Here is a 14,404-nt window from a genome sequence, read left to right as displayed (position 1 = left end):
CCCTTTTTTCGTTCCTAGACCTTCATCGGCAGGATGATCATCTGCAGCCCGTCGAAGTGCAACCGGCGCTGGATCGCGAGGGCTGCCTGGTTGTGCAGCAGCCGCGTGAACAGGTTATCGCGCTGGAACACGAGGCGGCTCGTGAAGAACACGGCGTGCGGGAATTCGCCGGCCAGGTCGCGGCACATCTCCGTCAACGTCGCGACGGCGTCCGTCCCGAACCCGAGGCGCGACGTGGCCGGGATACCGTGGCTGCGGCAGAACTTGACGAAGTGGTCGAGCGTTGTCTCGGCCTTCGCGCGCAGCACCTCGATCTCGCCTTCGCCGCCGTAGGCGTGCGCGTCGACGGCGCGGGCGGCCACGAACACGACGTTCTTGAAGTGGCCGGGAAACATCCGCTGCACCCACAACAGCGCGTGCAAGCCGCCGCCGCGTGAGCTGCCGACGATGAACACGGCCGTCGGTGCGTCCGGCGCCGGTGCCGGCGTGTCCGTGCACGGGCCCGCCGGCTGCGCCGCGAACACGCGGTCGACGTCGGCGATCCGCGCGCGCGTGTCGGCATAGTGGGCGCGCACGGCGAGGCACAGCACGACGACGAGGCCCGTCAGTACGATCGTGACCCAGCCGCCTTCCATGAATTTTTCCACCACGGTGACGACGAGGATGCTGGCAGTGACGGCCAGGCCGCACATCGACAGCAGCAGGCGGCGCATCCAGCCGGCGTCGCCGCGGTGGCGCAGCCAGTAGCGGCACAGGCCCAGCAGCGACAGGCTGAACGTGAGGAACACGTTGATGCTGTACAGGACGACGAGCAGGTCGACCCGGCCGCCACTGGCCAGCAGCACGAGGGCGGCCGCGACACCCAGCAGCAGCACGCCGTTCTGCGTGACGAGGCGGCTCGACAGGTAGCGGAACTGGTGCGGCACCCACGAATCCTGTGCCATGTTCGCCAGCACGGCGGGGCCGCCCAGGAAGCCGGTATTCGCGGCGACGAGCAGCAGGCCCGCCTCGCACGCCAGCGTGACGGCGAGGGCGATGCCCAGCAGCGGACCGCTCAAGCCGGCGTGCGCGAGGATGGCGCGGAAGGCGACGGCATTCAACGTCTGGCCGTCCTGCGGCGTCGCATGCCACAGCAGGTACAGGAAGATGATGCCGCCCGCCGTGAACGCGAGGCTGCAGGCCATGTACAGCATCGTCATGCGGCCCGTGCGCACGCGCGGTTCCACGAGCGAGTTGACGTTGTTCGACACGGCCTCGATGCCCGTGTACGTGCCGCCGCCCAGCGAATAGGCTTTCAGCAGCAGGGCGAGCGTGAAGAACCACGACGTCCGGCCGGCGAGGCCCGTCGTTTCGCGCACGGTGTCTGGCAGCAGCGCGGGGATGTGGCCGGCCTGCACCGCGACGCCGTACACGATCACGAGGAAGTGCGTGACGACGAAGCCGAGGAAGATCGGCAGCAGGACCTTGATCGATTCCTTCACGCCGCGCAGGTTCAGCCACAGCAGCAGGACGACGAGGCCCAGTTCAGCACCCAATTTCCACGCCTGGAATGCGAGCGGCAGCAGCGAGAACAGCGCGTCGACGCCGCTGGCGATCGAGATCGCGACGGTCAGCACATAGTCGACGACGAGGGCGGCTCCCGACACGAGGCCCGCGTGCGGTCCGAGCAGGACGGTGGCGATGCGGTAGCCGCCGCCACCGGTCGGGAACAGTTCGATCACCTGGTTGTAGGCGAAGGCGATGATGAAGACGGTGGCCGCCGTCGCCAGCGCGAGATACAGGCTGAAGTGAGCGTGGCCGCCCAGCGCCTTGAACGCTTCCTCGGGGCCGTAGGCCGACGACGACAGGCCGTCCGCGCCGAGGCCGACCCAGGCCAGGAAAGCGGCGAGCGTGAGGGAGTGGCGGGTGTCCCGGCGCAGCGGGTCGAGGGGCCGGCCGAGCAGGGCGGTACGCAGGTTGGTGAGTGTGGATGCCATGGGTGCGAGGGGGGCGTGGAACAATGCTCCCACGATAGGGTCGTGCCCCGAAAATTGTCGTAAATGGTGGGCGGGGCCGTGTAAACGCCGCGTAAACGCCGCGATTTTTATGCCGCTTTTACGGGCGATCGCTTACCATCCACGCATGCAGAGTTCCGACATCCCGAATCCATCCGGTTTCGCCCAGGCGGGCCACGGCGTGCTGGCCGTGCTCGGCGCCGGCGCGGCCGACGAGGCCACGGTGGCCGCGGCCGCGCGGCTCGCGACGCTCACGGGCGGCCCGTGGCACGCGGTGCTCGTCGAGAACGCGCAGACGCGCCGCCGCGGCGAGGCCGCGCGCCTCTGCACGCTCGAACTGCTGCGCCGCGCGCACGCGCAAGGCGCGGTGACGGCCGTGCTGGAAGGGCACGATGCGGCGGCCGTCGTCGCCGGCTACGCGCGCCGCCACGGCTGCGCGACGGCCGTGGTGGCACGCGACGGTACGACCCCGTGGTGGCGCGCCTCGTTCGCTCAGCGGCTCGCGCAGGCGACGCCCGGCCTCGATCTCGTCCAGGTGACGTCATCCGGCGCAGCGCAGTCCGCGTCCGGTGACGCGGCGGACGCGCGCGCGGATGGCACGCTCGCACCGCGCCGTTACCTGGCCGCCGCCGGCGCCAGCCTCGCCACCGCGATCGTCGCACTGCCGCTGCTGCCGCTGCTGGACGTCGCGAACGTCGCCATGCTGTTCCTGCTGACGGTGGTGCTCGTCGCGATCCGGCTCGGACGCGGCCCCGCGATCGCCGCGACGCTGGTCGGATTTTGCGCGCTCGTCGCGGCGGCACCGCGCCGCCAGTACGACGTCAGCGAATTCAAATATGCCGTCGCACTCGCGGTGATGCTGGCCGTCGGCTGGATCACGGCGCGCCTGACGTCCGATTTGCGCGAACAGGCGCAGGCCGCGATCGGACGCGAGGCCCGCACCCGCGCGCTGTACGAATTTGCCCGTGCGCTGTCCGTCGCGCTGCAGACGGAGCAGGTGTTCGAGATTACGCGGCGCTTCCTCGCACGCACGTTCGATGCGCGCGCCGCCATCCTGCTGCCGGACGACGGCGGCCGGCTGCGCTGGCCCGCCGCCGACGCGACCGCGGAAGACCGGCCGCCCGTCCTGAGCGTGCTGGACATGGCGGCCGCACAGTGGTCGTTCGATCACGCGGCGCCGTCCGGTGCCGGCACGTCCACCTTGCCCAGCAATCCCTATTTGTACCTGCCGCTGCTGGCGCCGATGCGTTCGCGCGGCGTGCTCGCCGTGCGCGTGCCGGACGTCGCGGCGCTGCTCGTGCCGGAACGGCGCGAACTGCTGGACGCCTTCGCCGCGCTGGCCGCCATCGCGCTGGAACGCGTGCATTACGTCGACGTGGCGCAGGACGCCGTCGTGCGCATGGAAGGCGAGCGCCTGCGCAATTCGCTGCTGGCCGCGCTGTCGCACGACTTGCGCACGCCGCTGACGGGGCTCGTCGGCCTGTCCGAGTCGCTGACCCTGTCGCGGCCACCGCTGGCGGCGGCGCAGATGGAACTGGCCAACGCGCTGCGCGACGAAGCGCGGCGCATGAGCACCCTCGTCGCGAACCTGCTCGACATGGCGCGCATCCAGAGCGGCGGCGTGAAGCTGAACCTGCAGTGGCAGCTCGTGGAAGAGGCGATCGGCAGCGCGTTGCGGGTGTGCCGCTGGCAGCTGGGGACGCGTACCGTGGGCACGGACATCCCGCGCGGCCTGCCGCTCGTGCGGTTCGACGCCACGTTGCTCGAGCGCGTGTTGTGCAACCTGCTGGAAAACGCGGGCAAGTACACGCCGCCGCACGCGCGCGTCACGGTCGTCGCACGCGCCGAGGACGGGGAATTGCGCGTGGCCGTGTGCGACGACGGGCCCGGCCTGCCGGCGGGTCGCGAGGACGCGTTGTTCGAGAAATTCGTACGCGGCCGGCAGGAATCTTCGATCGCAGGCGTGGGACTGGGACTCGCCATCTGCCGCGCCATCGTGGAGGCCCACGGCGGCCGCATGCATGCACGCAACCTGCCGGATGCCGGCGCCTGCTTCGAATTCACGCTGCCGCTGGGCGAGCCGCCGCCGCTCCCGGACGGCGAGCCCGACCCGCGCGACACCGATTCCAACGACCTCCCGATCGACCAGCATGAGCAATGAAACCGCCGCACCCGTCGCCCTCATCGTCGAGGACGAGCCGCAGATCCGCCGCTTCGTCCGCATGGCCCTGGAGGGCGAGGGCTGGCAGGTGCACCAGTCCGAGAACCTGAAGCGTGGCCTGATCGACGCCGGGACGCGCACACCGGACCTGATCATCCTCGACCTCGGTCTCCCCGATGGCGACGGCCTGCAACTGATCCGCGACGTGCGCGGCTGGAGCCCGGTGCCGATCATCGTGCTGTCGGCGCGCATCGACGAAGCGGACAAGATCACGGCGCTCGATGCGGGCGCCGACGATTACCTGACGAAGCCGTTCGGCATCGGCGAGCTGCTCGCGCGCGTGCGCGCGGCGCTGCGGCGCCAGCACAAGGCTGGCGGCGAGACGTCCGCGCGCGTCACGTTCGGCAAGGTCGAAGTCGACCTGCACCGGCGCACCGTGCAGCGCGATGGCCAGCCCGTGCACCTGACGCCGACGGAATACAAGCTCTTGTCCGTGCTGCTCGCTAACGTGGGCCGCGTCGTCACGGCGCCGCAACTGCTGCGCGAGGTGTGGGGGCCGTCGAACGCGGACAACGGCCACTACGTGCGCATCTACATGGGACATCTGCGCCAGAAGCTGGAAGACGATCCGGCGCAGCCGCGGCATTTGTTGACGGAGACCGCCGTCGGCTACCGGTTGCAGCCCTGAGCTAGTCGTGCCGCCGCAGCGCGGGGTCGCCCTTCAGCGCGAGCGGCAGCGCCCGCGCCCAGCGGTTGACGGACAGCGAAAACGTCAGCGCGCGCACCTGGTGGTACCACCCTGCCGGCACGTACAGCATCTCGCCGGGACTGACCGTGCACTCGACGAGCGCCGCCCGGCGCGCGAGCGGGTAGCGGTCGTAGTCCGGATTCTCGGGGTCGAACGGTGAGCCGTGCAGCACGGGGTTCGCCTCGCGCGTGTACAGGAATTCGTCGTGGTGGGGTGGCGCGAGGAAGATCCGCTTCGTGCCCAGCGCCTGCGCGAAGATGTTGTCGTCGTAGTCGCAGTGCAGGGGCGTCACCGTGCCGGCGGGTCCCAGCCAGAAGCGCGGTGGGCCCATCTTGCTGAAATAGCCGGGCCAGTGGCACATGCCGTTCAGCGCGCCGATCTCCAGGTTGCCGACGTAGGGCGGCAGCGCTTCCGTGCCGGCAGCGACGAGGTCGAGGTAGGCGCGCAAGGTCATGTCGTGCATCGCGCGGTCCGGGGCGAACGCCGTGCCGATGTAGTCGCCGACACGTGCGCGCACGGGCACGTCGCCGAAGCGTGCGCGCAGCATGTCCCGCGTGACGGTGCACAGCGGCCAGCGGTCGACGAGGCCCGTGACGATGAAGGGCAGCCCTTCGGCCGCGCGCGCCTGGAACGCGGCGCGTCCGGGCATCGTCGTGCGCGGCACGGCGGACAGCGGTGGCAGGTCGCGTGCGACGGCGCGGATGGCGGCGCGCATCGCGGCGATCGACGTCACGCCGCGCACGCGCGCGGCCTTGTGCGCGCGAGGGTCGGAACAGGAAGTGGAAGGCTGGGTCACCGGCGCGGTCTCGTACGTCGTGCTTGCGGGGTCGGGGTCCGCATCATACGGGAAAGCGCGCCGGGGCGGCAAGCGCGCATCAGGCTGCGACGCGCTCCTTGACGATGCCGCGGTACACGAGGAACGTCGCCACCAGGCTGATCGCGCCGGCGCACGCCATCCAGTAGCCGGGCGCCGCCTTGTCGCCGGTGGCATCGATCAGCCACGTGGACAGCAGCGGCGTCATGCCGCCGAACAGCGCCGTCGCGAGGCTGTACGCGAGCGAGAAGCCGGTCGTGCGCACTTGCGCGGGAATGATCTCCGTGAGCGCGACGATGGTGGCGCCGTTGTAGCTGCCGTACAGGAACGACAGCCACAGCTCGATCATCAGCATATTGCCGAAGCTAGGATGCGCGATCAGCCACGACAGCGCGGGGTAGGCCGTCACCGCCGCCAGCGCTGAGCAGACGGCCATCACGGGCCAGCGGCCGATGCGGTCCGACACGGCGCCCATCAGCGGCAGCCAGATGAAGTTCGACAGGCCGATGCACAGGGTGACGAGCAGGCTGTCCTCGGTGCTCAGCTTGAGGACCGTCTTGCCGAACGTGGGCGTGTACACGGTGATCAGGTAGAACGCGACCGTCGTCATCACGACCAGCATCGCGCCCACCGTCACGAGAGGCCAGTTCAGCGCGATCGTGCGCATCATCTGGCGGAACGTCGGATGCGACTTCTGCTGCAGGTACGCCTGCGTTTCCTGCAGCGAGCGGCGGATGTAGAAGACGACGGGGATGATCGAGCAGCCGACGAAGAACGGAATGCGCCAGCCCCAGTCGGCGATGACGTCCTTGTGCATGGCGTGGTTCAGGCCATAGCCCAGCGCCGCCGAAAAGATCACGGCGACCTGCTGGCTGGCCGACTGCCAGCTGACGTAGAACCCCTTGTTGCCCGGCGTCGCCATCTCGGACAGGTAGACGGACACACCGCCCAGTTCCACGCCGGCGGAAAAGCCCTGCAGCAGGCGGCCGATCAGCACGAGCAGCGGCGCGAGCAGGCCGATGGTGGCATAGCCGGGCACGAACGCGATCAGCGCAGTACCCGACGCCATGATCCCGAGCGTGAGCACGAGGCCCTTGCGGCGGCCGATACGGTCGATGTAGCTGCCCAGGAAAATGGCGCCCAGCGGCCGCATGAAGAAGCCGGCGCCGAACGTGGCGAAGGTCATCATCAGCGCCGCGTAGTCGCTCGTCGCCGGGAAGAACGCCCGCGCGATCTGGTTCGCGTAGAAGCCGAACAGGAAGAAATCATACATTTCGATGAAGTTCCCGCTCGTGACGCGGATGACCGTGGCCAGCTTCGACGGGGTGCGCGCCGGCGCGGATGCGGCGGGTGCCGTGGCGTGGGCGTTGGCGGTGGAGTGAATCGTCATGATGCCCTCTGCTGAATGGGTTTAATGCGTGGCCGCGACGGGTTCGAGCCCGGTGGCCTCGATGGCGGCGGCGTTCGCGGGCGCTGCCAGGAAGCGGAGCAGCGCGCGCGCGGATACGGGGTTGCGCGCACCGCGCACGACGGCGCCGGAGAATGCCGTGTTGAGCTGCACTTCGGGCGGCAGCACGCCGACGACGTCGATGCCCTGCACGGGTTTCAGTTCGCTGCGCTGCTGGCAGCCGAAATCCGCTTCGCCGTGCGCGATGATCTCGCCCACCGGCGTGGCGGGAATCTGCGCCGCCTTGCCTTCCATCTGTTCGCGGATGCCCAGTTTGTCGAGCAGTTGGTGTCGGATGTATTCGCCGCTCGCGCTGTCGGAGTACGCGACGCGGTGCGCGTGCAGGAAGGCCTGGCGCAGGCCGTCGACGGTATGGATGTCGGGCCTCGGATCGCCGTGCTTGACGGCGCAGGCGATGGGCGAGTTGGCGAGGACGACCTTGCTGCCCGGTTCGAGGCGGCCCTCTGCCATCAGCTTGTCGAGCGCGTCGCCGACCATGATGACGACGTCGATCGCCTCGCCGCGCGCGAGGCGCGCCGGGATCGCGTTCTTCGTCGCGCCCATCGACGGGCCCCACTCGGACACGAGACGGTCGCCGCTCGCGCGCTCGTACTGCGGGGACAGGTCCTTGTACGCCTGGGCGAAACCGCCGGAGCTGACGACGTGCAGGTCGGCGGCGTGGGCCGAGGCGGCCAGCGCCAGGGCGGCGAGGGCGGCGAGTGCCTTGTGCTTCAGGTGATGTGATCGCATACGTGCTCCTTGTCTCTTTAAAATTTGTGCATGAGGCCCAGCGTGAGGCCGGTGCCGTGATGGTCGTTCGCGCGTCCTGCCGTCAGGCCGGCGGCATCGCCGCGCCAGACCGTGTAGTCGGCTTCGGCGTACGCAGTCGTGCGGGGCGCCAGCGCCTTTTCGACGAACAGGAAGCCGCGGTCGAACCCGTCGTCGCGCAACGCGGTCGCCTCGCGCCGCACGCTGTACCATGCCGCCGTCATGAGCACGTCGCGCCAGACGGGGTGGCTCGCGCCGGCCGACAGCACGCGCTGGTGCACCGACTTGCCCGGGCCCGTGTCGGCCACGTTGCGCGCGGCGTTGGCCTTGAACTGCCAAGCGCCCAGGTGCGCGGCTGCGCCCAGCGACCAGGCATCGAGGGGCAGTCCTTCGCGGCTGCGGAATTGCATCGTCGCGCCGGAGACGGCGACGTCCGGACGCACATAGGCGAGGGCCACGCCGTGGCTGCTCGACGCGGCGGAGTCGCCCGCCACTTCGCCTGCCGAATACGCGGCGCGGGCCTGCCACGGGCCGACGGTCGCCGTGTACTTGATCGTGTTGTCGAGGCGGTAGAAGTTGTCCGCATAGCCGCTCGGGCCGTACTGGCGGCCGAACGCGTGGGTGCCGAACGCCGTGTTGCTCAGGCCCGCGACATTGACGTTCGGGTTGAACGAGGCGAAGCGCTTGCCCAGCGGGTCGACGGCGACGAGGGCGTCGGAGATCAGGTTGGCCTGGCGTCCGAGGGCGAGCGTGCCGTATGGCGACTCGACGCCGGCCCACGCAAGCCGGTCGAACAGGCGGTCGCTCTTCGCTTGCGAGCCCGTATCGGCATTGATGCCGCCTTCGAGCCGGAACACGGCGCGCCATCCGCCGCCCAGCGATTCGGCGCCCTTGACGCCCCAGCGGCTGGTCTGGTCGATGCCGCTGCCCACCGACGTCGTGCGGCTCGCCGGGGTGGGCGCGTTGTTGGCGGCGAGGCCGTCGGCGGCGCGGACGCCCACGTCGACGATGCCGTACAAGTTGATGCTGGATTGGGCCAGGCAGGTCCCGCTCGTCGCGAGCAGGATGGTGAGGGCGCAGGAATGGCGCACGGTGTCTCCTTGTTGGATGCCTTCTTGTCGAGGCAGTGGTTGGGTGGTCGAATCATGCGCCAAATGGCATAATTTGATAATTGCAATTTTCAAGCTGATTAATGCATCATGCGCATCAATTACGATCTGCACGATTTGCAGGCCTTTATCGCCGTCGCCGAACGGGCGAGCTTCCGCCAGGCGGCCGCCGACCTGTTCCTGTCGCAGTCGGCGCTGAGCCGCCGCATCGACAAACTGGAGGAAGGCCTCGGCGTGAAGCTGTTCGAGCGCACGACCCGGCGCGTGCAGTTGACGAACGTGGGGCAGGCGTTCCTCGTCAACGTGCGCACCGCGCTCGATGGCCTCGAAGACGCCGTGCTGGGTGTCGCCGACCTGGCGGCGCACCGTACGGGCACGGTCACGCTGGCCTGCGTGCCGTCCGCCGTATGGCATTTCCTGCCCGCCGTGCTGACGGCGTTCAGCGAGCGCTTCCCGCGCATCCGCGTGCGCGTGCACGACGAGAGCGCGCAGGACGTGCTGAACCTCGTGCTCGCGGGCGAGGCGGATTTCGGCATCAACTTCACGGGCGCGGCCGACCCGGAGATCGTGTTCGAGCCGATCTATGTGGAGAGCTATGTGCTGGCGATGCGGCGCGACCATCCGCTGGCGGGGCGCGCGTCGCTGACCTGGAAGGACACGGTGGGCGAGCGCTATATCTCGGTCGCGAAGTCGAGCGGCAACCGCAGCGTCATCGACGCGGCGCTGGCCGGCGTCGAGAAGCATCCCGTCATCCAGTGCGAGGTGAACCACGTGTCCGGCGTACTGGCACTCGTCGAGGCGGGGATGGGCGTCGCCGCGGTGCCGGGGCTGTCCGTGCTGCCGGGGCGGCCGGACACGATCGTCGGCGTGCCCCTGGTGAACCCGGCGATCCACCGCACCCTGGGGCTGATCAGCAAGCGCAATCACACGATGGCGCCGGCGGCGCGCACGCTGTTCGGCATGCTGCAGGAGGCGCTCGTGAAAGCGCAGGACGATCCGGCGGCCGGCGATCCGGCGGCCGGCGATCCGGCGGCCGGTGCGTTGTTTTAATGCAAAACCACTCCCGGCCACAGGTCGGCTGTAGGACAATACCAGGTTGGTGTTTGACACCGATTTTCGCCCGGTGCTATAGTCGGGCAGCCGTCATGGGAACGTTTCCACGCTTCCGGTGACGGCCCAGAACAAGGCGCCGGCCCCGCCAGGACGCCATAACGGAGACAGCATGTACGGAACCCGCAGGTGGCTGCTGTGCGCGTGGTTGTGCGCGTCCGCCGCATCTGCCGCATCCGCCGGTCCGACGGCCGAGGTGATTCACTGGTGGACGTCGGGCGGCGAATCGGCCGCCGTGAAGCAGGTGGCGCAGGCCTACCGCGACGCCGGTGGGACATGGGTCGACACCGCCATCGCCGGCGGCGACCAGTCGCGTGCCGTCACCATCAACCGCATCATCGGCGGCAACCCGCCCACGGCCGCCCAGTTCAACACGTCGAAGCAGTTCCTCGACATCATCGAGGAAGACATGCTGGGCACCGTCGACGACGTCGCCCGCCGCGACCATTGGGACCAGGTGCTGCCGGCGCCCATCGTCGACGTGATCAAGGTGCGTGGCCACTGGTATGCCGTGCCGATGAACCTCCACATGCTGACGTGGATCTGGTATTCGAAGGCGGCGTTCGCGAAGGCCGGCATCGGGCGCGAGCCCGCGAGCATGGACGAGCTGTTCGCGGACCTCGACAAGCTCAAGGCCGCGGGCCTGATCCCGCTGGCGCACGGCGGCCAGGCGTGGCAGGAGAATCTGCTGTTCTCGATGGTTCTGGCCAACCTCGGCGGGCGCGACCTGTACCTGAAAGTGGTCCGCGACCGCGACCAGGCCGCGATCCGTTCGGATGCCTTCCGCAAGGTGCTCGTCGCGTTCAAGCGCCTGCAGGGCTATGTCGATCCCGCGTCGCCGGGTCGCAACTGGAACGATGCGACGGCGCTTGTCATCGCCGGGAAGGCCGGCATGCAGATCATGGGCGATTGGGCGAAGGGCGAGTTCATCGCCGCTGGCCAGGCGCCGGGTCGCCAGTTCGGCTGCCTGCCCGGTCTCTCCGCGGACACGCCTTACCTGATCCAGGGTGACGTCTTCGTGTTCCCGAAGACGGACGACGCGGGCACGCTGCGCGCGCAGAAGCTGCTCGTGGACGTCGTCGACAAGCCCGCCGTGCAGCGTGCGTTCAACAAGCTGAAAGGCTCGATCCCGGTGCGCCTGGATGCGGACGACAGCGGCTTCGACGCCTGCGCGCGCCAGGGCATGGCGATCCTGCGCGATCCGCGGCGGCCCGTGGGCGTGCCCGAAATCTATCTGTCGCCCGACCAGAACGGCGCGTTGCAGGACGTGCTCACGGCGTTCTGGAACACGGACATGCCCGTCGAGCGGGCCCAGAACAGCATCGCCTCGGCGCTGCGCTACTGACATGGCGCGCCGCTCTCTGTCCCGTGCCACGCCGTACGCCGCGCTGCTGCCGATGGCCGCCGTCGCGGCGCTCGGCTACCTCGGCGCCGGCCTGTGGACCTTCTATATTTCGCTGACCGGATCGCGTACGTTCCCGTCCGGGCACTTCATCGGTTTCGCCCAATACCACCGGCTGTTCGACAACGAGCGCTGGATGCTGTCGCTGCACAACCTGGCCGCGTACGGCGTGCTGTTCGTGCTGGCGAGCCTCGTCATCGGCTTCCTGCTCGCGGTGTTCGTCGACCAGAACGTGAAAGGCGAGGGCGTGTTCCGCACGATCTTCCTGTATCCGTATGCGATGTCGTTCGTCGCGACGGGCCTCGTGTGGCAATGGTTGCTCACGCCGGGCGACGGCGTCGACGGCGCGTTGCGCGCGCTCGGGTTCGCGCACGTGCGCTTCGACTGGATCGTGTCGCAGGATTACGCAATCTACACCGTCGTCGCCGCGACCGTGTGGCAGGCGTCCGGCCTCGTGATGGCGTTGATGCTTGCCGGATTGCGCGGCATCGATCCGGAAATCTGGAAGGCCGCGCGGCTGGACGGCATTCCCGCCTGGCGCGTGTACGCACAGATCGTGCTGCCGATGCTGTGGCCGACCATCGCCACGGTCCTGCTGTTGCTGGCGACGGCCGTGGCGAAACTGTACGACGCCGTCGTCGCCATGACGCAGGGCGGGCCGGGCATCGCCAGCGAAGTCCCCGCGAAGTTCATCATGGACCATCTGTTCCTGCGCTCGAACGTGGGCCTCGCCTCGGCCGGCGCGATCGTGCTGCTCATGCCGGTGCTGGCGCTGCTCGCGCCGTACGCGTATGCCCGCAGCCGGTACGCCCGCAGCAGCAAGGAGGCCGCATGAATCCGCACACGACCGCACCGCCGTTGGCGGCGCCGGCACCGGCCGCGCACGACCAGCCGGCGCCTGTCGTGCGCCGTGCGCGCCTGCGCCTCACGCCTGCACGCATCGGGCTGTACGTCTTCCTGTTCGGCGCCGCATTGTTCTTCCTGCTGCCGCTGTACGTGATGGTGGTGACGTCGCTGAAGACGATGGACGAGATCCGCCAGGGCGGCATCTTCGCGCTGCCGCACGCGGCCACGCTCGAGCCGTGGCGCCTCGCGTGGAGTGGCGTGTGCACGGGCGCCGCGTGCGAAGGCGTGCGCACGGGTTTCTGGAATTCCGTCGCCATCACCGTGCCGTCGACGTTGCTGCCTATCCTGCTCGGTGCCGTAAACGGCTACGCGCTGTCGTTCTGGCGTCCGCGCGGCGCGAACGTGCTGTTCGGAATCCTGATGGCGGGCGCTTTCGTGCCCGTGCAGGTGATGATCTACCCGCTCGTGCGCGTGCTGGCGCTGGCCGGCATCTTCGGCAGCCTCCCGGCGATCGTCCTCGTGCACCTCGTCTTCGGCATGCCTGTGATGACGCTGCTGTTCCGGAATTACTACTGCGGCGTTCCGCACGAGCTGTTCCACGCGGCGCGCATCGACGGCGGCGGCTTCTGGCGCATCTTCCTGCAGGTGATGCTGCCGATGTCGCTGCCTGTCGTCGTCGTCGCCGCGATCATGCAGGTGACCGGCGTGTGGAACGATTACATCCTCGGCCTCGTGTTCGCGGGACGCGACCACATGCCGATGATGGTCCAGCTGAACAATGTGATCAACACGACGACGGGCACCCGGCAGTACAACGTGAACATGGCGGCGACGATCCTCACGGGCCTCGTGCCGCTGGCGCTGTACTTCGTCTCGGGCCGCTGGTTCGTACGCGGCATTGCCGCGGGTGCCGTGAAAGGATAAGGGATGGCCAACGTCTCGCTGCGCAAACTGAACATCGTCCTGGGCGGCAAGCCCATCATCCGCGACCTCGACCTCGTCGTCGAACCTGGCGAATTCCTCGTGCTGCTGGGGCCTTCCGGCTGCGGCAAGTCGACGCTGCTGCACAGCATCGCGGGCCTGGTCGACACGGATTCCGGCGCCGTCGAGATCGGCGGACGCGACATGACGGATGCGGACCCCAGCGAGCGGGGGATCGGCATGGTGTTCCAATCGTACGCGCTGTATCCGACGATGACGGTGGAAGACAATATGTCGTTCGGCCTGCGCATCGCGGGCACGCCGAAGGCCGAGATCCGCCGCCGCGTGGACCGCGCCGCCGCCATGCTGCAGCTGGATGCGCTGTTGCGCCGCAAGCCCGCGCAGCTGTCCGGCGGGCAGCGCCAGCGCGTCGCGATCGGGCGCGCGCTCGTGCGCGAGGCGCAGGTTTTCCTGTTCGACGAGCCGCTGTCGAACCTGGACGCCAAGCTGCGGGCCGAACTGCGGCGCGAACTGAAGCTGCTGCACCGGACATTGGGTTCGACGATGATCTACGTGACGCACGACCAGGTCGAGGCGATGACGCTTGCGAGCCGCATCGTCGTCATGCAGGCCGGAGAGATACAGCAGATCGGCACGCCGCTGGACGTATACGAGCGCCCCGCGAACCGCTTCGTCGCCGGCTTCCTCGGCGCGCCGGCGATGGCGTTCGTCGACGGCGTGCTCGATGGCGCCGGACGTTTCAGGGGAGACGGTATCGAACTCGCATGCGTGCCGGGGAGCGCCGCGCAGGCGGCCGTACTGGGTGTGCGCCCCGAGCACGTGACCATCCGCGCCGACGGCCCCATGACGGCTGATGTGACCCTGGTCGAACCGATGGGCAACCACCACGTCGTGTGGCTGCGCTGTGGCGCCGCGACGCTCGCGTCGCTCGTGCATGACGGGTGCCGCCACGAGCCGGGCGACCGCGTGGCCTTCGCCATCGATGCGGCGCGGGTATCGCTGTTCGATCCGCAGACGGGAAATCGGCTGTGATGGGCACGGATGCAGTATCCTTCGGGTGCGC

12 protein-coding genes are annotated in these 14,404 nt (G+C 69.0%); 7 read left to right on the top strand and 5 right to left on the bottom strand.

Going from position 1 to position 14,404, the window contains the following annotated elements:
• Window positions 1–14 precede the first annotated feature (14 nt).
• Complete coding sequence (locus tag HAV22_RS11895) at window positions 15–1,976, bottom strand: APC family permease (RefSeq protein ID WP_166859287.1); 1,962 nt, start codon at window positions 1,974–1,976, stop codon at window positions 15–17.
• Window positions 1,977–2,121: 145 nt separating this feature from the next.
• Here HAV22_RS11895 and HAV22_RS11890 point away from each other — a divergent pair, with 145 nt between their 5' ends.
• Both HAV22_RS11890 and kdpE read left to right on the top strand, forming a co-directional pair.
• The gene (locus tag HAV22_RS11890) at window positions 2,122–4,155 is read left to right on the top strand and encodes an ATP-binding protein (RefSeq protein WP_166859286.1); all 2,034 of its coding nucleotides are present in this window, start codon (window positions 2,122–2,124) and stop codon (window positions 4,153–4,155) included.
• Window positions 4,145–4,843 carry a two-component system response regulator KdpE gene (kdpE, locus tag HAV22_RS11885; protein ID WP_166859285.1) on the top strand — a complete coding sequence of 233 codons (699 nt, stop codon included), beginning with the start codon at window positions 4,145–4,147 and terminating at the stop codon, window positions 4,841–4,843. Before HAV22_RS11890 ends, kdpE begins: the two co-directional genes overlap by 11 nt.
• 1 nt (window position 4,844) lies before the next feature.
• On the opposite strand, the gene HAV22_RS11880 is transcribed toward kdpE, so the two are convergent.
• The 4 genes from HAV22_RS11880 to HAV22_RS11865 all read right to left on the bottom strand — a co-directional run bounded on the left by HAV22_RS11880 (window position 4,845) and on the right by HAV22_RS11865 (window position 9,023).
• Window positions 4,845–5,699: a cupin-like domain-containing protein gene (locus HAV22_RS11880; RefSeq protein ID WP_371869619.1), complete on the bottom strand. Its 855-nt coding sequence runs from the start codon at window positions 5,697–5,699 to the stop codon at window positions 4,845–4,847.
• A gap of 79 nt (window positions 5,700–5,778) precedes the next feature.
• Complete coding sequence (locus HAV22_RS11875) at window positions 5,779–7,107, bottom strand: MFS transporter (RefSeq protein WP_166859283.1); 1,329 nt, start codon at window positions 7,105–7,107, stop codon at window positions 5,779–5,781.
• A gap of 21 nt (window positions 7,108–7,128) precedes the next feature.
• A complete protein-coding gene (locus tag HAV22_RS11870) occupies window positions 7,129–7,914 on the bottom strand; it encodes a substrate-binding domain-containing protein (protein ID WP_166859282.1) in 786 nt (261 codons plus the stop codon).
• A gap of 17 nt (window positions 7,915–7,931) precedes the next feature.
• Window positions 7,932–9,023, bottom strand: coding sequence for a porin (locus HAV22_RS11865; RefSeq protein WP_166859281.1), 1,092 nt, complete (start codon window positions 9,021–9,023; stop codon window positions 7,932–7,934).
• A gap of 108 nt (window positions 9,024–9,131) precedes the next feature.
• Here HAV22_RS11865 and HAV22_RS11860 point away from each other — a divergent pair, with 108 nt between their 5' ends.
• The 5 genes from HAV22_RS11860 to HAV22_RS11840 all read left to right on the top strand — a co-directional run bounded on the left by HAV22_RS11860 (window position 9,132) and on the right by HAV22_RS11840 (window position 14,373).
• Entirely contained in the window at window positions 9,132–10,091 is a 960-nt protein-coding gene (locus HAV22_RS11860; RefSeq protein WP_208296156.1) for a LysR family transcriptional regulator, read from the top strand.
• A 172-nt stretch (window positions 10,092–10,263) separates the two neighbouring features.
• A complete protein-coding gene (locus HAV22_RS11855) occupies window positions 10,264–11,496 on the top strand; it encodes an ABC transporter substrate-binding protein (protein WP_166859280.1) in 1,233 nt (410 codons plus the stop codon).
• Window position 11,497: 1 nt separating this feature from the next.
• Window positions 11,498–12,388, top strand: a complete 891-nt coding sequence (locus tag HAV22_RS11850; RefSeq protein ID WP_166859279.1) for a carbohydrate ABC transporter permease — start codon at window positions 11,498–11,500, stop codon at window positions 12,386–12,388.
• Entirely contained in the window at window positions 12,385–13,323 is a 939-nt protein-coding gene (locus HAV22_RS11845) for a carbohydrate ABC transporter permease (protein WP_166859278.1), read from the top strand. The genes HAV22_RS11850 and HAV22_RS11845 overlap by 4 nt, the downstream gene beginning before the upstream one ends.
• Window positions 13,324–13,326: 3 nt before the next feature.
• Window positions 13,327–14,373 carry an ABC transporter ATP-binding protein gene (locus tag HAV22_RS11840; protein WP_166859277.1) on the top strand — a complete coding sequence of 349 codons (1,047 nt, stop codon included), beginning with the start codon at window positions 13,327–13,329 and terminating at the stop codon, window positions 14,371–14,373.
• Window positions 14,374–14,404: the final 31 nt, after the last annotated feature.

It is taken from the genome of Telluria antibiotica, assembly GCF_011682055.1.
GTDB classification, from domain to species: Bacteria; Pseudomonadota; Gammaproteobacteria; order Burkholderiales; family Burkholderiaceae_D; genus Telluria; species Telluria antibiotica.
This window is presented reverse-complemented; position numbering and strand designations above follow the sequence as displayed.